The 20,990-nt window shown below is 70.6% G+C and carries 20 protein-coding genes and 2 pseudogenes; 7 read left to right on the forward strand and 15 right to left on the reverse strand.

What is annotated here, in order from left to right; genetic code table 11:
• The first annotated feature begins 180 nt into the window (after positions 1-180).
• The gene (locus ACKOQ4_RS14845) at positions 181-1,314 is read left to right on the forward strand and encodes a P-loop NTPase (protein WP_526293160.1); all 1,134 of its coding nucleotides are present in this window, start codon (positions 181-183) and stop codon (positions 1,312-1,314) included.
• Positions 1,315-1,329: 15 nt separating this feature from the next.
• Here ACKOQ4_RS14845 and tatB read toward each other — a convergent pair whose 3' ends face one another.
• The 4 genes and pseudogenes from tatB to sigE form a co-directional block, all read right to left on the reverse strand.
• On the reverse strand, positions 1,330-1,710 hold the full coding sequence (tatB, locus tag ACKOQ4_RS14850) for a Sec-independent protein translocase protein TatB (RefSeq protein ID WP_526293162.1): 381 nt from the start codon (positions 1,708-1,710) through the stop codon (positions 1,330-1,332).
• A gap of 5 nt (positions 1,711-1,715) precedes the next feature.
• Positions 1,716-3,215: pseudogene (htrA, locus tag ACKOQ4_RS14855) on the reverse strand (serine protease HtrA).
• Between the two features lie 62 nt (positions 3,216-3,277).
• Positions 3,278-3,688: an anti-sigma E factor RseA gene (gene rseA / locus ACKOQ4_RS14860; protein ID WP_526293164.1), complete on the reverse strand. Its 411-nt coding sequence runs from the start codon at positions 3,686-3,688 to the stop codon at positions 3,278-3,280.
• 125 nt (positions 3,689-3,813) lie between these two features.
• Positions 3,814-4,566: an RNA polymerase sigma factor SigE gene (gene sigE / locus ACKOQ4_RS14865; RefSeq protein WP_526293166.1), complete on the reverse strand. Its 753-nt coding sequence runs from the start codon at positions 4,564-4,566 to the stop codon at positions 3,814-3,816.
• Positions 4,567-4,781: 215 nt separating this feature from the next.
• On the opposite strand from sigE, the gene ACKOQ4_RS14870 reads away from it, so the two are divergent.
• Positions 4,782-5,459 (forward strand): O-methyltransferase, encoded by a 678-nt coding sequence (locus ACKOQ4_RS14870; protein WP_526293168.1) that lies wholly within the window; start codon positions 4,782-4,784, stop codon positions 5,457-5,459.
• A gap of 22 nt (positions 5,460-5,481) precedes the next feature.
• A complete protein-coding gene (locus ACKOQ4_RS14875) occupies positions 5,482-6,084 on the forward strand; it encodes a DUF4126 family protein (RefSeq protein WP_526293170.1) in 603 nt (200 codons plus the stop codon).
• On the opposite strand, the gene glgC is transcribed toward ACKOQ4_RS14875, so the two are convergent.
• Complete coding sequence (gene glgC, locus ACKOQ4_RS14880; protein ID WP_526293172.1) at positions 6,081-7,295, reverse strand: glucose-1-phosphate adenylyltransferase; 1,215 nt, start codon at positions 7,293-7,295, stop codon at positions 6,081-6,083. The genes ACKOQ4_RS14875 and glgC overlap by 4 nt on opposite strands.
• Positions 7,296-7,385: 90 nt before the next feature.
• Between glgC and glgA the strand changes: the two genes are divergently transcribed.
• Entirely contained in the window at positions 7,386-8,561 is a 1,176-nt protein-coding gene (gene glgA, locus ACKOQ4_RS14885; RefSeq protein WP_526293174.1) for a glycogen synthase, read from the forward strand.
• Positions 8,562-8,617: 56 nt separating this feature from the next.
• On the opposite strand, the gene ACKOQ4_RS14890 is transcribed toward glgA, so the two are convergent.
• The 7 genes from ACKOQ4_RS14890 to log all read right to left on the reverse strand — a co-directional run bounded on the left by ACKOQ4_RS14890 (position 8,618) and on the right by log (position 14,441).
• Positions 8,618-8,785 carry a DUF3117 domain-containing protein gene (locus ACKOQ4_RS14890; protein ID WP_003406247.1) on the reverse strand — a complete coding sequence of 56 codons (168 nt, stop codon included), beginning with the start codon at positions 8,783-8,785 and terminating at the stop codon, positions 8,618-8,620.
• A 98-nt stretch (positions 8,786-8,883) separates the two neighbouring features.
• Entirely contained in the window at positions 8,884-9,456 is a 573-nt protein-coding gene (locus ACKOQ4_RS14895) for a DNA-3-methyladenine glycosylase I (RefSeq protein WP_526293176.1), read from the reverse strand.
• Positions 9,453-9,830, reverse strand: coding sequence for a DivIVA domain-containing protein (locus ACKOQ4_RS14900; protein ID WP_526293178.1), 378 nt, complete (start codon positions 9,828-9,830; stop codon positions 9,453-9,455). Before ACKOQ4_RS14900 ends, ACKOQ4_RS14895 begins: the two co-directional genes overlap by 4 nt.
• A gap of 45 nt (positions 9,831-9,875) precedes the next feature.
• Positions 9,876-10,790: a glucosyl-3-phosphoglycerate synthase gene (locus ACKOQ4_RS14905; RefSeq protein ID WP_526293196.1), complete on the reverse strand. Its 915-nt coding sequence runs from the start codon at positions 10,788-10,790 to the stop codon at positions 9,876-9,878.
• A 5-nt stretch (positions 10,791-10,795) separates the two neighbouring features.
• The gene (gene folP, locus ACKOQ4_RS14910) at positions 10,796-11,695 is read right to left on the reverse strand and encodes a dihydropteroate synthase (RefSeq protein ID WP_526293180.1); all 900 of its coding nucleotides are present in this window, start codon (positions 11,693-11,695) and stop codon (positions 10,796-10,798) included.
• Between the two features lie 59 nt (positions 11,696-11,754).
• The gene (locus tag ACKOQ4_RS14915; RefSeq protein WP_526293182.1) at positions 11,755-13,755 is read right to left on the reverse strand and encodes a hypothetical protein; all 2,001 of its coding nucleotides are present in this window, start codon (positions 13,753-13,755) and stop codon (positions 11,755-11,757) included.
• Between the two features lie 92 nt (positions 13,756-13,847).
• Complete coding sequence (gene log, locus ACKOQ4_RS14920; protein ID WP_526293184.1) at positions 13,848-14,441, reverse strand: cytokinin riboside 5'-monophosphate phosphoribohydrolase; 594 nt, start codon at positions 14,439-14,441, stop codon at positions 13,848-13,850.
• Between the two features lie 97 nt (positions 14,442-14,538).
• Here log and ACKOQ4_RS14925 point away from each other — a divergent pair, with 97 nt between their 5' ends.
• Positions 14,539-16,755, forward strand: coding sequence for an AAA family ATPase (locus tag ACKOQ4_RS14925; RefSeq protein ID WP_526293186.1), 2,217 nt, complete (start codon positions 14,539-14,541; stop codon positions 16,753-16,755).
• Here ACKOQ4_RS14925 and dapE read toward each other — a convergent pair whose 3' ends face one another.
• Positions 16,756-17,817 (reverse strand): succinyl-diaminopimelate desuccinylase, encoded by a 1,062-nt coding sequence (dapE, locus tag ACKOQ4_RS14930; protein ID WP_526293188.1) that lies wholly within the window; start codon positions 17,815-17,817, stop codon positions 16,756-16,758.
• A gap of 57 nt (positions 17,818-17,874) precedes the next feature.
• Here dapE and dapD point away from each other — a divergent pair, with 57 nt between their 5' ends.
• Entirely contained in the window at positions 17,875-18,816 is a 942-nt protein-coding gene (dapD, locus tag ACKOQ4_RS14935; protein ID WP_526293190.1) for a 2,3,4,5-tetrahydropyridine-2,6-dicarboxylate N-succinyltransferase, read from the forward strand.
• A gap of 41 nt (positions 18,817-18,857) precedes the next feature.
• Here dapD and ACKOQ4_RS14940 read toward each other — a convergent pair whose 3' ends face one another.
• Together ACKOQ4_RS14940 and ACKOQ4_RS14945 are read right to left on the reverse strand one after the other, a co-directional pair.
• The gene (locus ACKOQ4_RS14940) at positions 18,858-19,208 is read right to left on the reverse strand and encodes a VOC family protein (RefSeq protein ID WP_526293192.1); all 351 of its coding nucleotides are present in this window, start codon (positions 19,206-19,208) and stop codon (positions 18,858-18,860) included.
• A complete protein-coding gene (locus ACKOQ4_RS14945; protein ID WP_526293194.1) occupies positions 19,205-20,605 on the reverse strand; it encodes an AMP-binding protein in 1,401 nt (466 codons plus the stop codon). The genes ACKOQ4_RS14940 and ACKOQ4_RS14945 overlap by 4 nt, the downstream gene beginning before the upstream one ends.
• A gap of 193 nt (positions 20,606-20,798) precedes the next feature.
• On the opposite strand from ACKOQ4_RS14945, the pseudogene ACKOQ4_RS14950 reads away from it, so the two are divergent.
• A pseudogene (locus ACKOQ4_RS14950) lies at positions 20,799-20,990 on the forward strand (MspA family porin); the annotation flags it as partial.

Genomic DNA, 20,990 nt, shown 5'->3' on the forward strand with positions numbered 1-20,990 from the left:
GCCCCGGCCCCGCCGCCGGCCGCCGAGGCGCCGGCCCTGCCGCCGCCACCGTGGCTTCCCGCGCCCCCACCGCCTCCCGGACCGGGGGCCGGCGCACCGCTGGGGGCACCGCCCGGACCGGCCGCCTGACACTCGGCGCCCGCGGAGCGGGCGGATGGGCCGCATCTAGACTCGGCGTCGATGTCTACTGTACTCGAGAACGCCGTTCGCGCCGCCCTGGCGAAGGTCATCGATCCCGAACTGAGGCGGCCGATCACCGAACTCAACATGGTCAAGAGCGTCACCGTCGGACCCGATGGCGCCACTGAGGTCGGTATCTATCTCACCACCTCGGCCTGCCCCAAGAAGGCCGAGATCACCGACCGCGTCAGCGCCGTGGTGGCCGACGTTCCCGGCACCGGCGCGGTGAGCGTCGACTTGGACGTGATGAGCGACGAGCAGCGCACCGACTTGCGCAAGCAACTTCGCGGCGATGCCGCCGAACCGGTCATCCCGTTCGCCCAACCGGGCTCCCTGACCCGGGTGTACGCCGTCGCCTCGGGCAAGGGCGGCGTCGGAAAGTCAAGCGTCACAGTCAATCTGGCCGCGGCTCTGGCCGCACGCGGCTTGAGCGTGGGCCTGCTCGACGCCGATATCTACGGCCACTCGGTGCCGCGGATGATGGGCACCTCCGACCGGCCGACCCAGGTCGAGTCGATGATCCTGCCCCCGGTCGCCCACGACGTGAAGGTGATTTCGATCGCGCAGTTCACCCAGGGCAACGTTCCGGTGGTGTGGCGAGGCCCGATGCTGCACAGGGCGCTGCAGCAGTTCCTGGCCGACGTGTACTGGGGCGACCTGGACGTCCTGCTGCTCGATCTGCCGCCGGGGACCGGCGACGTGGCCATCTCGGTGGCGCAGTTGCTGCCGGGCGCGGAGATCCTGGTGGTGACCACACCGCAGATCGCGGCGGCCGAGGTGGCCGAGCGCGCCGGTGCCATCGCTCTGCAGACCCGCCAGCGCATCGTGGGCGTGGTGGAGAACATGTCCGGTCTGCTGATGCCCGACGGCTCCACCATGGCCGTCTTCGGCGAGGGCGGCGGACGCCAGGTGGCCGAGAGCCTGACCCGCGCGGTCGGCGCCGAGGTGCCCCTGCTCGGGCAGATTCCGCTGGACCCGGCCCTGGTGGCCGCCGGGGATTCCGGCGTGCCGCTGGTGTTGTCGGCGCCGGAATCGGCCGCGGCCCGCGAACTTAGCGGCGTCGCCGACAAGCTGGCGTCCCGTCGCCGCGGGCTGGCCGGCCTGTCACTGGGGCTCGACCCGGCCGGTCGCTGAAACCGCTCGGGGGTCCTAGGTCGCGTCGGCGTCGAACGGGGCCGGCCCGGCCTGTGGCGCCGGTGTGCTCTGCGGCTTGACGGTGCTGCGCTGCTGCCCCGCCTCGAACTCGCCGGTAAGCCAGGAATCGTCGCCGTCGAGGAGGTGCTTGGTGATCGCCGCCCGTGGCGTCATACCGCGCAGCTTCTGCAATTCGCCGAGCGGCTGACGCAGGTCGTCGAACTCGGGCCCTAACTCCTCGCGCAGTTCCCTCGTTGCGCCGCTGAGGTATTCGCGCACCTGCTTGATCGTTCCCGCGCCCCAGCGGATGGCGCCGGGTAGCCGTTCAGGTCCGAGCACGACCAGGCCCACCACGACCAGCAGGAGCATCTCCGCCCACCCGACGTTGGCGAACATGGAGACTAGCCGCCCGAGGCCTTGTCCGGCGCGGGGTTGACCGTCAGGGTGACCTTGCGACCCTCCCGCATCACCTCGATCGGGGAGTCCTGCCCGATCGGCAGTTGCCGCACGGCGACGACGAACTCGTCGGCGTCAGCCACCGCGCGGTCGCCGACCTTGACCACGACGTCCTTCTCCTAGATACCCGCCTTCTCCGCGGGTCCGCCGGCGACGACGTTGCGTACCTGGGCGCCGGAGGCCAGGTCGTTGCTGACCGACGAGGCGGTGAGCCCCAGAGTCGGGTGCGCGACCTTGCCGTCCTTGATGAGCGACTCGATGGTCGCCTTGACCTCGTTGACCGGGATGGCGAATCCGAGGCCGCTTGCGCTGTCCGACAACGACTTTCCGGCGGTGTTGATACCGATCACCTCGGAGTCCATGTTGATCAGCGGTCCGCCGGAGTTGCCGTGGTTGATCGACGCATCGGTCTGGACCCCGTCGATGACGGTGTCGGTGTCGGATCCCTCGCCGGAGAGCGGGACCGGGCGGTTGAGCGCGCTGATGATGCCGTGGGTGACGGTGCTTCGCAGGCCCAGCGGAGCGCCGGCGGCGATCACCTCTTCACCGACCTTGAGCTTCTCGGAGTCGCCCAACCGGGCGACGGTGAGGTTGTCGACGTTGTCGACCTTGAGGACGGCCAGGTCGGTCTTGGGGTCGCGGCCGACCAGGTTGGCCGGGACCTCCTTGCCGTCGTTGAACACCACGGTCATCTTGAACTTCCCGGGAGTGGCGGCGGCCTCGGAGATGACGTGGTTGTTGGTGACGATGTAGCCACGGCCGTCGACGACGACTCCGGACCCCTGCGAGCCCTGGTCGTCGCTCTTGGCCTCGATGGTGACCACCGAGTCGGCGACGGATGCGGCCACCTGCGCGAACCGGCCCGCGGGAACCTCTCCCCTGTCCGAGGTCGACAACGTCACCTTGGAGGTGGTGAACGCCTCGACCACCTCGGCGGTCTTGCGGCCCACCCAGCCTCCGACCATCCCGATCAGCAGGGCGCTGATACCCAGCACGGCCAGCGCCACGTAGGACACCCGGCCGCCGAAGAGCACCTCGCGCACACCGAGCTTGCCCGGCGGGGGGCCGACCAGGACGGGCGTCGGCCGCTCCAGGGCCGGGGTGCCCAGCGCCACTCCGGCGGCGGGATCCCGCCACGGGTCATCGGCCGCCCCGGCTCCCGGGTCGACGGCGTCGAGGGCCCCGGAGTCGGTGGGGTGCCGCTGCAGCGACTCGCCCCCGGGAAACGGCCGGCTGAAGGCCTCCTGGAGAACCGGGTCGGCAGGCCTGGCTCTCGGCGCGAATTCCGCATCGCGCGCGGTGGGCCGGCCATCGGCGACGAACGAGCCGTCGACCCCGTTCGGGCGGCCGAAGGTGCGCACCGACTCCGGATCGACCGGCGGACGGGAGACCGGTCGCGGCGCCAGCCGATGGCTTCCGCCCGATGTTTCCTTGTCGGAACTCAAATCAACCTCAATCCGGACATTCGGCAACGGGCCAGCGGCGTGCGCTGGCTGGTGGATTCAGCCTACCGGCGCTTACGCCTGCCGCGGGGAGTGCCGTCCCCCTGATCCTCGCCGGGCGGGGGGAGCGCCTCGCCGGGTGCGGACTGCGGCGGCGTGGATTCCGGTATCTGCGCCAGCAACCCCATCAGGGTGCTGGGCATGGTCACCGGACACGAGTCCCGCAGCGCGGCACGTGCCTGGCCCTGAGCCTCCACCTCTGCCGCGCACTGCGGGCACAGCGACAGGTGGCCGCCGGCCCGTAGGTGGGCCTTCATGGGCAGTTCGCCGTCGACGTAGGCGGCGACGGCCTCGATGGAGAGGTGGTCGGTCGACCCGAACTGTCGCGGCGCGGCGAGGGCGGACTCGTCCACCGAGACGAAGTTCGACGGCAGCCAGGACAGCGCGCGCCGGAACACGTCGCCCGGATCGGCCATCGGCTGCGCTCCTCTGCGGATCGTCGGCGGACTCGCGGGGCCGAAGCCGATCCGCGAAGCCGCTAGGACGAATGTAGCGCGAAGACGACCTGAATACATGGTGTGACGGGACTCCGACGGCTAACTCAGGCCGACTTCACCTCGGTGCGGCCGTGAGCCGCGAGATAGTCGCGCAGGGCCTGCCGGCCGCGGTGGATGCGACTGCGCACGGTGCCGAGTTTGACGCCGAGGGTGGCGCCGATCTCCTCGTAGGACAGTCCTTCGATGTCGCACAGGACGACCGCGGCGCGGAACTCCGGCGGCAGCGAGTCCAGCGCCGCCTGCAGGTCAGGACCCAGCCTGGAGTCGTGGTAGATCTGCTCGGGGTTGGGGTCGCTGCCCGGCACCCGGTCGTAGTCCTCGGGGAGGGCCTCCATCCGGATCCGGCCGCGGCGCCGGACCATGTCGAGGAAGAGGTTGGTGGTGATGCGGTGCAGCCAGCCCTCGAACGTTCCGGGCTGGTAGTTCTGCACCGAGCGGAACACCCGGATGAACGTCTCCTGGGTGAGGTCCTCGGCGTCGTGCTGGTTGCCCGACAATCGGTAGGCAAGCCGGTACACCCGATCGGCGTGCTGGCGGACGAGTTCGTCCCAGGACGGCATGGCCGCCCGGTCGCCGGTCGCGTCGAAGACGGCGGTTCCCTGCAGACCCTCGTCCGGCTCGACCCAGCCGGCGACGGCGTCGGAGTCGCCGGACGTGCTGAGCTGGGCCGTCAGTGTGGTGCTCGTCGGATCCTCCTGGCGTTCGTGCGCCGCCAGCCATGTGCCGGCGAGCGCGTCACACGGGAGAACGCCGGTTTCCTCAGGGGTATTCCCTCCCCAGCCATTGCGGCATTTCATGGACGACAGCTTTCCGCATCGGGTTGTGCGACCGTTGTGAGCAAAGTAAAGGTTACCTGTGATGCCAGGGCTAAAACAATGGTTACTGAGCCGAACATCACGAATCGGTAATTTCTGAGCAATTTCCTTAGACTGGCTCAACGGCGCGTCGCGCACCGCGCACCGGACAGGGCGCGTCGGCCCACCGGACGCCGCGGTTGATCTACGCTGCGAGAATGTCAACGACCGACGATTCGGAGACGCGCGAGGCTCCCCAACCGGCCCCCAGTCGGGCCGACCGGATGCTCAACCACGCCGAGGCCTCCATCTCCGAGGACTCGATCGTCGGGGCCGCCCGCGAGCGCGCCCTGGACGCGGGCGCGGGCGCGGTCACCCCGGCTGCCGGCGCCCTGCTGGGCCTGCTGGCGCGACTGTCCGGCGGCAAGGCGGTCGTGGAGGTGGGCACCGGCGCCGGAGTGAGCGGACTGTGGTTGCTCTCGGGGATGCGCGAGGACGGCGTGCTGACCACCATCGACATCGAACCCGAGCACCAGCGTCTGGCCAAGCAGGCGTTCACCGAGGCCGGCATCGGCCCGGGCCGGACCCGGCTGATCTCCGGTCGGGCGCAGGATGTACTCACCCGCCTGGCCGACGGCTCCTACGACCTGGTGTTCATCGACGCCGCACCGGCCGATCAGGCGCACTTCGTCGTCGAAGGGGTACGACTGCTGCGCCCCGGCGGCGTGATCGTCGTGCACCGCGCCGCCCTGGACGGCCGCGCCGGGGACCCCGGCGCCCACGACAACGACGTCACCGCGGTGCGCGAGGCCGCCCGGCTGATCGCCGAGGACGACCGGTTCGCGCCGGTGCTGGTGCCTCTCGGCGACGGCATCCTGGTGGCGGTCCGCGACTGATGTCGGGTTCGAGGAGGCCGGCATGGAAGTGATGACGGGTTTCGGCCTGGCCACCGCCGCCGGACTGAACGCCTACATCCCCCTGCTGATGCTGGGACTGCTGGGCCGGTTCACCAACCTGATCCACCTGCCCGCGGGCTGGTCCTGGCTGGAGAACGGCTGGGTGATCGGGGTCGTCGCGGTGCTGTTGCTGGTGGAGATCGTCGCCGACAAGGTCCCGGCGCTGGACTCGGTGAACGACACCGTCCAGACCTTCGTCCGGCCGACCTCGGGCGGCATCGTGTTCGGCTCGGGTACCGCCGCCCAGACCGCGGCCGTGACCGACCCGGTGGAGTTCGCCCGCACCGGTCAGTGGGTGCCGGTCGCGATCGGCGTGGTGACCGCACTGGTGGTGCACCTGACCAAGACCGCGGTGCGCCCGGCCGCCAACGTGGCCACCGCGGGCGTGGCCGCCCCGGTGCTCAGCACTATCGAGGACGTCACCAGTGTGAGCCTGTCGGTCATCGCGATCCTGATCCCGGCCCTGGTGGCGATCATGCTGATCGCGTTGATCTGGAGCGCTTGGTGGCTGCTGCGCCGGCGCAAGCGGCGGCGCCTGGCCGCGGCGGCGGAGGGCCCGGGCTAGATCCAGACGCCCTTGCCGACCGCCACCACACCACCGGCGCTGACCGCGAAGCGTTCGCGGTCCTTCTCCAGATCCACCCCCACCATCTCGCCGGGCCCGACGACGGCGTTCTTGTCCAGGATGGCCCGGCGCACCACCGCACCGCGGCCGACCCGCACGCCCGGCATCAGCACGCTGCCCTCCACGATGGCGCCGTCGTCGACCACCACATTGCTCGACAGCACCGAGTTGCGCACCGACGCCGCCGAGATGATGCTGCCCGCGCCCACCACCGACTCCTGAGCCGATCCGCCGTTGACGAACTTGGCCGGCGCGAGGTTCTCAGACTCTCCGCGGATGGGCCAGCGCTTGTTGTAGAGGTTGAACACCGGGTGCACCGAGACCAGGTCCATGTGCGCGTCGTAGAAGGCGTCCAGCGTTCCGACGTCGCGCCAGTAGCCGTGGTCGCGCTCGGTGGCGCCGGGAACCTCGTTGTCGTTGAAGTCGTAGACCGCTGCCATGCCGTCCGCGACCAGGTTGGGAATGATGTTGCCGCCCATGTCGTGGTCGGAGGTGTCGTCGTCGGCGTCGGCGCGGATGGCGTCGATGAGCACCTTGGTGGTGAAGATGTAGTTGCCCATCGACACGAAGGTCTGCTCGGGATTGTCCGGCGTGCCCGGCGGGTCGGCGGGCTTCTCCACGAAACTGCGGATGCGGCCGGACTCGTCGGCCTCGATGCACCCGAAGGCGCCGGCCTCCAGTCGCGGCACCCGGATGCCGGCAACCGTTGCCCCGGCGCCGCTTTCGACGTGGAACTTCACCATCTGCTCGGGGTCCATCCGATACACGTGATCGGCGCCGAAGACCACGATGTAGTCCGGGTCCTCGTCGTAGATCAGGTTCAGCGACTGATAGATCGCGTCGGCCGAACCGGTGTACCAGCGCGGCCCGAGGCGCTGCTGGGCGGGAACCGGCGTGATGTACTCCCCCGCCAGGCCGCTGAGACGCCAGTTCTGCGAGATGTGCCGGTCCAGGGAGTGCGACTTGTACTGGGTCAGAACGCAAATGCGCAGATAACGCGCATTGACCAGATTCGACAGCACGAAGTCGATGAGACGGTAGGCGCCGCCGAACGGAACTGCGGGCTTGGCCCGGTCCGCGGTCAGTGGGTAGAGGCGTTTGCCCTCACCCCCGGCCAGGACTATGCCCAGCACGTGCGGCAACTCCCTCATGGAAACCAACCTAACCACCCGTCGTCGGCGACGGCTAGCTCAATCGGGGTTTCACCCCGAAGCGCATGTCGGCGCACTACGGTCAGCGATATGCGGGTGGCGATGATGACCCGGGAGTATCCGCCCGAGGTCTACGGCGGCGCGGGCGTGCATGTGACCGAACTCGTCGCGCAGCTGCGCCGGCTCTGCGAGGTCGACGTGCACTGCATGGGTGTCCCGCGGCCCACCGCCTTCGCCCACCAGCCCGACCCCGCGCTGGCCGAGGCCAACCCGGCGCTCTCGACGCTGTCGGCCGACCTGAGGATGGCAGATGCCGCCTCGACTCCGGACCGCCCGGCCACGGTGGTGCATTCCCACACCTGGTACACCGGCATGGCCGGTCATCTGGCGTCGATGCTGCACGGGGTGCCCCATGTGCTGACGGCGCACTCCCTGGAACCGATGCGGCCGTGGAAGGCCGAACAGCTCGGCGGCGGCTACCGGGTGTCGCTGTGGGTGGAGCGCACCGCGGTGCTCGCCGCCGACGCGGTGATCGCGGTGAGTTCGGGTATGCGCAGGGATGTGCTCAAGGTCTACCCGGACCTGGATCCCGGCCGGGTGCACGTGGTGCGCAACGGCATCGACTCCGACGTCTGGTATCCGGCGCCGCCGGATCCAGCGGAGTCGGTGCTCGCCGAGCTCGGTGTCGACCCGACCCGGCCGATCGTGGCCTTCGTGGGACGGATCACCCGGCAGAAAGGCGTTCCGCATCTGCTGGCCGCCGCGCACGGGTTCGCCCCGGAGGTCCAACTGGTGCTGTGCGCCGGAGCGCCCGACACCCCGGAGATCGCCGCCGAGGTCAGGGCGGCGGTCGACAAGCTCGCCTCGGAACGCAGCGGCGTGTTCTGGGTCAGGGATTTCCTACCGGTGCATGAGATACGCGAAATACTCTCCGCATCAACGGCTTTCGTTTGCCCGTCGGTCTACGAACCGCTCGGTATCGTCAACCTGGAGGCGATGGCTTGCGGAACGGCCGTGGTGGCCTCCGACGTCGGCGGCATTCCGGAGGTCGTCGACGACGGCGTCACCGGCACCCTGGTGCACTACGACCCGGACGACCCGCGGGCCTTCGAGGCCGGGCTTGCCGAGGCGGTCAACGCGCTGGTGGAAGACCCGGCGAAGCGGGCGCGGTTCGGGGAGGCCGGCCGGCGGCGCTGCATCGAGGAGTTCTCCTGGGCGCGGATCGCCGAGCAGACGCTGGACGTCTATCGCGCGGTTTCGGCCTAAGCCGACCGGCAGCACGAAACCCCGCGCGCAGGCGCGGGGTTTCGCGGGTCGAGCAGTTAGCTGGTGACGCCTTTGAGTTCGTCGCCCAGGGCAGCGGCCTCGTCGGGGGTCAACTCGACGACCAGCCTGCCGCCGCCCTCCAGTGGAACCCGCATGACGATGCCACGCCCCTCCTTGGTCGCTTCCAACGGACCGTCACCGGTCCGGGGCTTCATCGCCGCCATCGAGTTCTCCCTCCAGATCGAGCAAGCCGCCGGCACGGGTACCAGGGGCAGGTTGATTCTAGTTGCGTCCATTCTTCCCTATCGGCGGCCAAGGGGTGTTACCGGACCCGTGGCACCCAGCAATCGCGCTGGTGGTCATCGACCATGCCGGTGGCCTGCATCAACGCATAGGCGGTGGTCGGACCCACGAAGCGGAACCCCCTGCGCTTGAGGTCACGGGCCAGCGCGACCGACTCCGGGGCCTGTGACGGCACATCCGCGCCGGTGGCGGGCCTGGGGCGGGCCGGCGGCGCGTAGGACCACAGCAGATCGGACAGATCGACGCCGAGGTCCGCCGCAACCCGGGCGTTGGCGATCGCGGCCTCGATCTTGGCCCGGTTGCGCACGATGCCCGGGTCGGCCATCAGCCGCCCGACGTCGCTTCCGGTGAAGCCGGCGACGGTCTCGATGTCGAAGCCGGCGAAAGCCCGCCGGAAGCCGGCCCGCTTGCGCAGGATGACCAGCCAGGACAGTCCGCTCTGGAACGCCTCGAGCGTCATCCGCTCGAACATCTCGGTGCGCCCCCGCAAAGGCCGCCCCCACTCGTGGTCGTGGTAGTCACACAGCAGGTCCCAGTCAGGTGTCCCGCCGGCTGTCGCCCACTGACAACGGATCCGGTTGTCGCCGGTCAATCGGCATCCGCGTCGGCCGGCCACTGACGGCTACCGTGCCGGCCGTCCTCGGCCGGCCACTGACGGCTACTGTGCCCGGACCAGCCGGCGGCGGCACGGGCCTCGGCCAGCTCGGCCCGCAACGCGTCGAGCTCGGTTGCGAGCCGGTCGAGCACCCAGTCCACCTCGCTGGTCTTGTAGCCGCGCAGCACCTGGGTGAACTTGACCGCCTCGACGTCGTCACCGGTCACATCCGCGGCGGGCAGCATCGTGGCGGTCGTGCCGGCCGGCAGCGGCGGCAGCTGTTCGCCACGGCCGAACAGGTAACTGGCTGTCCAGAAGAGGACGGCGGCCACCACGATCAGCACCACGAGGTACATCAGGATCATCGTCACACCCGCGATCCTGCCACCCGACCCGGCTGCGGCCGACGGCGACGATCAGCGCAGGGTGTTCATCGGCGGACGGTCGGCCAGTGACACCGTCGACGTGCGGGTGGTGAAGCCGTCCCGGCCGTCGGCGCCGGGGAGGAACTGGGTCAGCCCGATCCCGGAGTCGGCGATCCCGCACCGGGTAAGCAGCGTGGCGATGATCTGGCGGCTCATCGGGCCGAGTTCGCTCAGTGGCCGGTTGCGGTGCGTGCGCACCCCGAGATTGACCTGTGCGATCGCGCCCAGGCCGAACCGGTCGTAGGTGTCGATCAGGATGCCGATCTCAACGCCGTAGCCCGCGGCAAACGGCACCGACGTCAGCAGTTCGCGGGTGCCGGCGTACTCCCCGCCCAGCGGCTGCAGCACGCAGCCCAGTTCCGGGCGCAGCGCGGCCAGCAGCGGCCGGGCGACCACCTCGGTGACCCGGCCGCCCCCGGTGGCGTCCTCGCCACCGCCGAGCCGCAGCGGCCGACGGTAGAAGCCCCGCACCAGATGGATGCCGTCGCGGGTCAGCAGCGGCCCGAGGAGCCGCGGCACGAACATCGGGTCCGGGTCGATCAGATCGGAGTCGATGAAGACGATGACGTCTCCGGAGGTGGCGGCCAGCGACCGCCACAGCGCCTCGCCCTTGCCGGGTTGCGGCGGAATCTCCGGCAGCGCCTCTTCGCGGCCGACGACCCGCGCGCCGGCGGCGAGGGCCCGGGCCTCGGTGTCGTCGGTGGACCCGGAGTCCAGCACGATCAGTTCATCGACCAGCCCGCCCAGCATCGGGGTGATCGTGTCGATCACCGCGCCCACCGTCTCGGCCTCGTTGAGGGCGGGCAGCACGACCGAAACGGTGCGGCCCCGTTTGGCGGCCACCAGCTCCGCGACCGTCCAGGGCGGGTGATGCCAGCTGTGGTCGGCCAGCCAGTTCCCTTGCAGCGCAGTCACGCCAGGCCCCGCACGGTACGTGCCGGCGGACGCTCACCCTTGATCGACGCGACCATTTCCAGCACCCGGCGGGTCGGTCCTACCTCGTGCACCCGGAACATCCGGGCACCGTCGGCGGCGGCCAGCGCCGTCGCCGCCAGGGTGCCCTCCAGCCGCTCAGTCAGCTCCGCGCCGAGGGTCTCGCCGATGAAGTCCTTGTTGCTCAGCGCCATCAGCACCGGCCACCCGGTTTCGACCAGATCCCCCACGTGCCGCAACAGCGTCAGTCCGTGGAAGGTGTTCTTCCCGAAATCATGTGTCGGGTCGATCAGGATTCCGTCCCGACGCACCCCGACTCGCGCGGCGTGCTCGGCGGCGGCGGTCACCTCGGCGATGACCGCATCGACGACCCCGGTGACCGAGGTGCCGTAGCTGACCCGGAACGGCCGGGTGCGCGGGACCGCTCCGCCGGTGTGCGAGCAGACCAGTCCGGCGCCGAACTCCGCGGCCACCTCGGGCAGGCCCGGATCGGCACCCGCCCAGGTGTCGTTGATGACGTCCGCGCCGGCCGCGCAGGCCTGTTTGGCCACCGACGACCGCCAGGTGTCGACGCTGATGCACTGCTCGGGGTAGGCCGCACGGAGCCACTCGATGAACGGCACCACCCGGCGGGTCTCCTCGTCGGCGTCGACGGTGTTTCCCGGCCCGGCCTTGACGCCACCGATGTCGATGACGTCAGCCCCCTCGGAGACCGCGCGATGCACCGCCTCCTTGGCCGCCTCGTCGGTGAATGTCGCGCCGCGGTCGTAGAACGAGTCCGGGGTGCGGTTGACGATCGCCATGATCAGCGCCCTGTCAGCGGCCACCGGCCTGCCGCAGAACGTCGCACCCGTGTCTGAACGGTGCCCTGCACCCATGCCCCATATCGTGCCATCGCGCCGACGGCGGCAACCCCGCGCCGTGGGGTCGGCCGTTCTCAGACGCTCTGGAAGGGGCTGAAGAAGGTGACCTTGGTGCGCGCCGCCGCCGGGACGTTGCTCGAGGGCAGCGGAATCTCACCCAGAGCCGTGGCGATCTCGAAGGACGTCGTGTCGCCGAACGGCGAGGGCACCACCGCGTGCGCGGACTTGAACCCGCTGTCACCGGACGTCAGGAAGTTGAACACCGATCCCGGCGGCGGGATCTCGCCGGGACCGCCGCCGGGGCTGCCCTCGGTGACCCTGGTGACCAGCAGTGCCTTGCTGTGGATGCCGAAGGCGTCCCACTGCGTCGCCACATCGGCATCGACCGAGCCGATCCGGGTGCCGGCCGAGTCGAAGACGTCGAATTGCTGATAGCCCTGAACCTGGACGTCCCTGGGCGGAAGACCGTTGATTCCGGACGGCCGCAACTCGGAAGTCGGGACGAACCGGTAGCCGTCGGCAGCCAGCAGTGACTCATAGACCGGCTGCTCGGAAGCGTTGATCAGGGTCAGCGCGCTGTTGGTCACCGTGCCGTGGTCGACCTCGATCACCGAGATCTCGTCGCCGGACGGCGAGGGCAGCGAGGAGTACAGGAAGAAGTGTTCGTCGGACTCCCGGTAGATGACGTTGTAGACCGAACCCACCGGCGGGACCTGACCGGCCGCGGTACCGACGTTGGTCCCGTCGCTGGCCGTCACCAGGATTGCCTGGGTGTAGGTCCCGATGATGTCCGAGGTGGTGGTGAAGACCCCATCGAAGCTGCCCACCGGTTTCCCTGCAGAGTCGTAGACGTTGAACGTCTGGTTCCCCTGGACAGTGGTGAACAGAGGCAGGATTCCGCTTATCGCAGTGAAGGTTTCACCATCGGGGTCGGCCGGCGCGATGCTGTAGCCGTTGCCGAGTTCGATGGGCCTGTTGTCCACCGTGCGATCGGCAATCCCCTTGGCTGCGTCGAACGGAACCGCCAGCTCGAACTCGCGCTTCGGCGTGGTGATCGTGAACGACACCACGTTGTCGCCGGATGCCGACGGCATCGCCGAGTAGGACAGTCCGATCTGGCCGATTTGGAAGTGGGAGACCAGGGATCCGACCGGCGGGATCTGCCCGGCGCCCGGGCCGACGTTGGTTGCGTCGGTGGCGGTGACCAGCAGCGTCACGTAGTCGATTCCGGTCCCCCTGCTCACCAGCGCGTCGAAGCTTCCGATGCTCTCCGAGGTCGTCGGGTCGACCAGGTCGAACTGCTGGCGGCCCTGGACGAGGCTCGGCGCGCCGGGCAGATACGTCCACCGGCCGTAGAAGGAGGTGATCTCCGCGTCCGAGCTGGGGACCACGTCGAAGCCGTTCAGCGGCAGCGACGTGCCGGCGCCGGCGGGACTGGGGGGCGCCGGAGTCAGCGCCGCCACCGCCGTGACCACCGCGAACTGGATCACCGCGGTGAAAGCCAGGAGTGCGACGGAGGCGGTCGTCGAGGTGTCCGCGGGCGCCAGTCGGGGGGAACCGTGCAGCATCGGCGCCACCGCGGGTGTCCGGATTGCGCCCGCAGCCGGCGACGATGCTCGCGGACGCAGGGCCGCGGCCAGGCCGGGCACGACCGTGGCCGCCGGCGGCACGGGTGCCACCGCCGCCGACGGGCCCGGCAACGGGGCGGTGATTCCGGGTTCGGCTTTGGCGACCGCATGCGTTGCGGCACTGGCGATTACGCGTTCAAGAACCCGATCCGCCCGGCGCTGCGGAGCGACTCGGTCGGCCCTGTTGCGCGGGGTGGTGTCGGACGCTGCGGCCTGGCTCTGGGCCGCCGCCGCGGCACGGGCCACCCGCGACGCCACCCTGGGCCGGGGCGCGCCCACTGACCGCCTTGCGGCAAGAGGACCCTTGGCGATCCGGGCCGGCGCCGAAGCACCGGCGTCGGTCGGGTCGGACGCGGTCGAATCCGGGGCGACCGGGGCCGCCGCGGCCGTCGCCGACCCGGCCAACAGGGCCGCACCCACGCCGAGTGCCAGGGCAAGTCCCCGCACGCGGCCGACTGAATTCGAAGCACTCATCAAGAGTTTCCCGACCTGAGATTTTATGACTTCCCAGTAAAATATCAGTTCGCTATCAGGTTTGGCTAATGCGGTTTCCGGGTACCCGCCCTGCCGCCCGCGGGCGCGCACAGTTCGAGCGCGCCACCGATGTCGCCGACGACCCGTAGCCGCTCCAGCGCCGCCGGCGCGACGTAGCCGGCGGGCACCAGTGAGTCCAGCCAGCGCAGCAGGCCGTCGTAGTGGCCGTCCGGGTCCAGCAGCACCAGAGGTTTGTCGTGCAGCCCCAGATAGCCGGCGGTCCAGCTCTCGAACAGCTCCTCAAGCGTGCCGATCCCGCCGGGCAGCGCCAGAAAGGCGTCGCTGCGGTCCTCCATCACCTGCTTGCGCTGGCGCATGGTGTCGGTCACCACCAGTTCGTCGGCCTCGACGTCGGCCAGCTCCTTGTGCACGAGCGCCTTGGGGATCACGCCGACGGTCCGCCCGCCCCGCGTTCGCGCACCGGCGGCCACCGCACCCATCGCTGAGACGTTGCCGCCGCCGGACACCAGCGTCCAGCCCCGCTCGGCGATACCCTCGCCCACCCGCCGGGCCAGGTCGAGCAGGTCGGGATGGCGCGGGCCGGAGGCACAGTAGACGCAGACCGACCACTCGTCGCGGGTCACGTCCTCGGCGGGCACATCGAAAACCTAGACCGCCAGGTTCACCCGGGAGCGCCGGTGGCCCCGATTCCCCGCTCCTTGCATGGCCTCCGGCCCTCCCCCATACAGTCTGAATATGCCGCTTGCCTGGGTGACGGTCCCGCGCCAGTCGCTGGACCGCATCGTCGAAATTCTCAACCGGCCGGGCGCGCGCGGGGTCGCGCTGCTCGGCAACGAGGGCGTCGGCAAGACGACGCTGGCCGCGCAGGCCGCCGAACGGCTGGGCCGCGGCGAGCCACTGTGGGTGACCGGGTCGCTGGCGCAGTCCGCGGTTCCGTTCGGCGCCTTCGGCCCGCTTGTCGAAGCCCGGCACGACGGAAAGCCGGCCGCGCTCATCCGGTCTGCCGCCGAGTCGCTTCTTGCCCAGGCCGGTGGCCGGCCGATCATCGTCGACAACGCCCGCCTGCTCGACCCGCTTTCGGCCGGTCTCGTCTACCACCTGGCCCAGGTCGGCGCCAGTCCGCTGATCGTGACGGTGCGCTCGGTGCTGCGCGTGCCCCAGGACGTCAGCGCGCTGTGGACCGACGGCCTGCTGGAGCGCTTCGAGGTGATCCCGCTCAACGCCGACGAGACCGCCGCCGTGGTGGCCGCGACCGGGGGAACCGAGCCGGCCACCCTCTACCGGCGCAGCGCCGGCAACCCGCTGCAACTGTGGATGCTGATCGCCACCGGCGGCAACGACGAGACCCTCGCCGCGGCGATCGACCGGTACCTGGGCATGCTGGCGCCGCCGGTCCGGCAGGTGCTCGGTTACCTGTGTGTGTTCGAACCGCTGCCGCTGGCCGACCTGGTGACACTGGCCGGCGAGCCGGCGGTCGCGGCGGCCGTCGACGCCGGCGTGGCCCGCTGTCACGCGAACTCGGTGTACAGCGGTCATCCGCTCTTCCTCGAGCAACTCGGCTACGCGCTGGACAGATCCGAGGTGCAGCGGTTGCGGACCGCCGTCGCGGCGCAACTGGCCGGCACGCCGAGCCAGACCCCGGGTTACCGGCTGGCCCGGACGCTGATCACGCTGCAGGGCGGCGGAGCCGTCGACGCCGACGACGTGGTGAACGCCGCCCGGGAGGCGCTGCGGCTCGGCGACCTCGCGCTGGCCGAACGGCTCGCCCGCGGGGTGCTCGACCGCGGCGAACACTTCGAGGCGCGGCTGGCGCTGAGTTCGGCGATGGCCTGGCAGGGCCGGGGCCGGGAGGCCGAGGCCGTGCTCGCGGCGATCGACCCGTCGACGCTCTCCGAGGAGCAGATGATGGCCTGGGCCCTGCCCAGGGCGGCCAACCAGTTCTGGATGCTATCCGAGCCGGAACGGGCCACCACCTTCCTGCACAACATGCGCGGTCGGGCCGGAGCGCGAACATCGCACATCACCCTCGATGCGCTCTCGGCGACCTTCGCGATGAACGCCGGCAACGTCCGCCGCGCCGTCGAGGTGGCCGACGACGTGCTGGCCCACGCCGACGCACCGGACGTCGCGGTCGCCTGGGCGGGCAGCGCCGCGGCCCTGAGCTCGGCGCGGATCGGGCGGTTCGACGCGGTGGGGGCGGCGGTCGACCGCGCCCTGGGGTCGGAGTATCCGGGCCTGCTCCGCTTCACCGTGGGGATGGCCGAGATCTCCACCCTGCTGATGGCCGCCAAGACCGACGAGGCCTACGAGGCAGCGCGCCGGTTCACCGACTTCGCCGAACTGGCGCAGCCGGGCCGCGCCATCGGCGAAGTGTTGCTGGCCCAGGTGCTGCTGGCCAGAGGGGACGCCAAGGCCGCCGCGGATCTGCTGGGCCCGGCCTCGGCCACGCTTGACCGGACCGGTTACTCGTGGGGCCCGCTGGCACTGATGTACCTGGCCACCGCGCTGGGCTACCAGGGGGAGATCGCCGAGTCGGCAAAAGCACTGGCCCGCGCCCAATCCCGGCACGGCACCAAGTCGGCACTGTTCGCTCCGGAACTGGGAATCGCCCGGGCCTGGCGGCTGGCCACCATCGGCGACCGGCCCGCCGCGGTGACCGCCGCGCGCGACGCGGCCCGCACCGCCAAGCGCAGCGGGCAACTGGCCGTCGCGGTGCGGGCCTGGCACGAGGCCGCTCGGCTCGGTGACCGGCGGGCCGCGGATGCGATGAGTCAGATCGCCGGCTCGGTGGTCTGCGAGTACACCGACCTCGCGCTCGCCCACGCCCGGGCACTGGCGGCGGGGGACCCTGCGGGGCTTTCGGCGGCGGCACAGCGGCTGGCCGGCGCGGGCTTCCAGGGTGCGGCCGCCGACGCCGGCAGACAAGCCCGCGAACTCGCGGGCCGGGCCTGATCAGCCGCTCAGGTAGCGCCGGAGCGTCGCGGTCACAGCGGCGATCTGTGCGACCGACACCCACTCGTCGCGCCGGTGCGCCAGGTTCGGGTCACCGGGCCCGTAGTTGACCGCGGGGATGCCCAGCGCAGCGAATCGCGCCACGTCGGTCCAGCCGAACTTGGCCCGCACCATCCCGTCGGCGGCCTGAACCAGAGCGGCGGCAGCCGGGTGGTGCAGCCCGGGAAGGGCGCCGGCGGCCACGTCGGTCTGCCGCACGTCGACCTGCAGGCCGTCGAAGACCTCGCGGACGTGAGCCAGCGCGGCGTCGGGCCCGCGGTCGGGGGCGAACCGGAAGTTCACCGTCAGCGACGCTTCGTCGGGGATCACGTTGCCGGCCACTCCCCCCCCGATCCCCACCGCGGACAGCCCTTCCCGGTAGGTGCACCCGTCGATGTCGACGACCCGGCCCTGGTATGCCGCAAGCCGGTCGAGCACCGGCGCCAGTCGGTGAATGGCGTTGTCGCCCAGCCACGATCGGGCCGAATGAGCACGGACACCGGCTGTGGAGACGACGGCGCGCAGCGTGCCCTGGCAACCGGCTTCCACATACCCGCCGGAAGGCTCTCCCAGGATCGCGACGTCCCCGTTCAGCCAGTCCGGGAGTTCCCGCTGGATACGTCCGAGGCCGTTGGCGCTCGACTCGATCTCCTCGCAGTCGTACAGGATCAGCGTGACGTCGTGAACCGGGTCCTCGACAGTGGCGGCCAGGTGCAGGAAGACCGCGTCGCCGGATTTCATGTCCGAGGCCCCGCATCCGTAGATGTGGTCGGCGTCGCGGCGGGCGGGGAGGTTGCCGGCGATCGGGACGGTGTCGAGGTGCCCGGCCATGATCACCCGCGACGCGCGGCCCAGGCCGGTGCGGGCCAGCACCGCGTCGCCGTTGCGGACCACCTCGTAGCCGGTCTGCTCGCGCAGCGCGTGTTCGACCGCGTCGGCGATCCGCCGCTCGTCGCGCGAGACACTGGGAATGTCGATCAGCGCGGCGGTGAGCACCTCAGGGTCGGCGCGCAGATTCAGCACAACTGACCAGGCTAGCGGTCAGCCGGCGGGGTTGGCCGCATCGACTACGGTGTGCACGTGACTTCTGCTGCGGGCTTCGGACTGGCGACCATCGCCGAGGACGGCACCGTGCTCGACGCCTGGTTCCCCGAGCCCGAACTGGGCGCCTACAGCCCGTCGGGCACCACCCGGATCGCCCCGGGAGACGTTCCCGACGATCTGGCGGCGCTGTCCGGCCCGGACCCCGACCGCGGCGTCGAGGTCGTCCCGATCCGCACCGTGACGGTGCTTGCCGACAAACCCGCCGACGCCTACGACGCCTACCTGCGGCTGCACCTGATCTCGCACCGCCTGGTCGAACCGCACGGGCTGAGCCTCGACGGGGTGTTCGGCACCCTGACCAACGTGGTCTGGACAAACTACGGGCCCTGCCGCATCGAGGGTTTCGAGCGGGTGCGGCTGCGACTGCGCCGCCGCGGGCCGGTCACGGTGTACGGGGTGGACAAGTTCCCCCGCATGGTCGACTACGTCGTGCCGAGCGGGGTGCGCATCGCCGACGCGGACCGGGTCCGCCTGGGTGCGCACCTGGCGCCGGGCACCACCGTCATGCATGAGGGTTTCGTGAACTTCAACGCCGGCACGCTGGGCGCTTCGATGGTGGAGGGCCGGATCTCGGCGGGCGTGGTGGTGGGCGACGGCTCCGATGTCGGCGGCGGCGCCTCGATCATGGGCACGCTGTCCGGCGGCGGCACCGAGGTCATCTCGGTCGGCAGGCGCTGTCTGCTGGGCGCCAATTCCGGCCTGGGTATCTCGCTGGGCGACGACTGCGTGGTGGAGGCCGGTCTCTATCTGACCTCCGGTACCAAGGTCACCATGGCAGACGGTGCCACGGTGAAGGCCCGGGAGCTCTCCGGGGCGAACAATCTTCTGTTCCGGCGCAATTCGGTCACCGGCGCGGTGGAGGTGGTGTCCCGCGACGGCACGGGCATCACGCTGAACACCGCGTTGCACGCGAATTAGACAGAAGCGTTGCACGCGAATTAGACAGAAGCGCAGCGCGCCTACCCGGGAGCCAGCACGCAGAACTCGTTGCCCTCCGGATCAGCCAGCACCACCCAGGTCTGCTCACCCTGACCGATGTCGACGCGGCGTGCGCCGATCCCGATCAGGCGGTCGACCTCGGCACCCTGATCGTCGGGGGTGAAATCGAAGTGGATGCGGTTCTTGACCGACTTCCCCTCCGGTACGGGCAGAAACAACCAAACCGGACCCTGACCGCCAGGCGGGCGCAGTAGCCACTCGCCGTCGTCCTCGGCCGCCTCGACCGGCCAGCCCAGGGCACTCGACCACCATCGGGCCAGCGCCGCGGCGTCGAACGCGTCCAGGCAGATCTCCGTGAAGCGCAGGCTCACCGCATCAGTTCCTTCTTGAGCACCTTGCCCATGGCGTTGCGCGGCAGCGAGTCCACGACCCGCACCTCCCGCGGGCGCTTGTGTACCGAAAGCTGCTGCGCCACATAGTCGATGAGCTCCTCCGGCCGGGCCTCGCCGACGATGAACGCGACGATCCGCTGGCCGAGGTCCTCGTCAGGCACCCCGACAACGGCCACCTCGGCCACCGCGGGGTGCCCCAGCAGTGCGGCCTCGATCTCACCGGCACCCACCCGGTAGCCACCGGACTTGATCAGGTCCACCGACTCGCGCCCGACGATGCGGTGCATGCCGTCAGGGCCGATGACCGCGGCGTCACCGGTTCGGTACCAGCCGTCGGCGGTGAAACCCTCCGCGGTGGCATCCGGCCGGTTGAGGTAGCCGTCGAAGATCGTGGGTGTCGAAACCACAAGACTGCCGATGGTTTCCCCGTCGTGCGGCACCGCCGAACCGTCCTCCGCGGTCAGGCGGGTCCGCATTCCGTCCAACGGCAGTCCGACCGAGCCGGAGCGCCGCTCACCGTCGGCGCGGGTGCTGAGGGTGATCAGGGTTTCGGTGCAGCCGTAGCGCTCCACGGGGGCGTGCCCGGTCAGCTCGGCGAGCCGGTCGAACACCGGGACCGGCAGGGCCGCGCTCCCGGATACCAGTAATCGTGCCGACGACAGCGCCCGGGCCGAATCCGGGTCGGCGACCACCCGCGACCAGACGGTGGGCACCCCGAAGTAGAGAGAACCACCGGCGGCCGCGTATGCCTGCGGCGTCGGCCTTCCGGTGTGGACGAAGCGGTTGCCCACCCGCAGCGAGCCGAGCAGCCCGAGCACCAGACCGTGCACGTGGAACAGCGGAAGGCCGTGCACCAGCGTGTCCTCCGGGGTCCACTGCCAGGCCCGGGCCAGCGCGTCTAGGTCGGCGGCGATCGCGCCGCGGCTGAGCACCGCGCCTTTGGGGGGACCGGTCGTGCCGGAGGTGTAGACGACCATGGCCGGACTCTGCGGCGCCGGTTCGGGGTAGCGGTGCCAGGACCGGGCATGCAGCCGAACCGGAACGTGCGGCAGGCCGGCGGCTTCGGCGGGGACGTCGCCGAGCCAGGCCTGGGCGCCGGAGTCGGTGAGGATGTGGGCCTGTTCGGCCGCCCCGACGTCGGCCGGGACCGGGACGAAGGGCACCCCGGCTATCAGACAGCCGGTGACGGCGAGCACCGTGGCGGGGGCCGGTGTGGCCAGGACCGCGACCCGTGAGGCCCCGCCGACCCGCTCGGCCACCGACGTCCCGGCGCCGACCAGGTCACTGCGCGAGAGGGTCGCGCCGCCGATCCGCACCGCATCGGCCAGATCCGCTCCGGCGGCCACCGCGGCGGGGTTCAGCGAGGCCAGCAGCACCACGCGAGGCTACCCCGGTGCCGGCCGACGAGCCGCCGCCGCCGGCACCGGCCGTCGCACCCCGGCCGCTGCGGTAACCCGCTGCGGTAACCCGGTGCGGTAACCCGCTGTGGTAACCCGCTTTGGTAACACTGTGATCTCTGTTACCGATGAGACAGCTGTCATGACCATCGTCGGCGGTTAAGGGGCCTCCATGAGGAATCTCGGTCGTGTTCTGGTGGCGTTCTTCGCCGTGCTGGCGGGACTGTTCGCGACGCCGGGCACCGCGCAGGCGGTGCTGGACAATCAGATGAGCCTGGTCGACGGGGGCGGGCGGACGATGACCATCCAGCAGTGGGACACCTACCTCGACGGGGTCTACCCGCTGGACCGCAACCGGCTGACC

This window comes from Mycobacterium sp. (assembly GCF_046095365.1).
Lineage (GTDB): Bacteria > Actinomycetota > Actinomycetes > Mycobacteriales > Mycobacteriaceae > Mycobacterium.

Coding starts and splice junctions, on each gene's coding strand:
- folP (WP_526293180.1), bottom strand. CDS start 11,695: ATGGGTGCAGGGCACCGTTCAGACACGGGTGCGACGTTCTGCGGCAGG.
- sigE (WP_526293166.1), bottom strand. CDS start 4,566: ATGAAATGCCGCAATGGCTGGGGAGGGAATACCCCTGAGGAAACCGGC.
- ACKOQ4_RS14890 (WP_003406247.1), bottom strand. CDS start 8,785: ATGGCGGCGATGAAGCCCCGGACCGGTGACGGTCCGTTGGAAGCGACC.
- glgA (WP_526293174.1), top strand. CDS start 7,386: ATGCGGGTGGCGATGATGACCCGGGAGTATCCGCCCGAGGTCTACGGC.
- ACKOQ4_RS14925 (WP_526293186.1), top strand. CDS start 14,539: ATGCCGCTTGCCTGGGTGACGGTCCCGCGCCAGTCGCTGGACCGCATC.
- ACKOQ4_RS14870 (WP_526293168.1), top strand. CDS start 4,782: ATGTCAACGACCGACGATTCGGAGACGCGCGAGGCTCCCCAACCGGCC.
- ACKOQ4_RS14875 (WP_526293170.1), top strand. CDS start 5,482: ATGGAAGTGATGACGGGTTTCGGCCTGGCCACCGCCGCCGGACTGAAC.
- glgC (WP_526293172.1), bottom strand. CDS start 7,295: ATGAGGGAGTTGCCGCACGTGCTGGGCATAGTCCTGGCCGGGGGTGAG.
- rseA (WP_526293164.1), bottom strand. CDS start 3,688: ATGGCCGATCCGGGCGACGTGTTCCGGCGCGCGCTGTCCTGGCTGCCG.
- ACKOQ4_RS14845 (WP_526293160.1), top strand. CDS start 181: ATGTCTACTGTACTCGAGAACGCCGTTCGCGCCGCCCTGGCGAAGGTC.
- tatB (WP_526293162.1), bottom strand. CDS start 1,710: ATGTTCGCCAACGTCGGGTGGGCGGAGATGCTCCTGCTGGTCGTGGTG.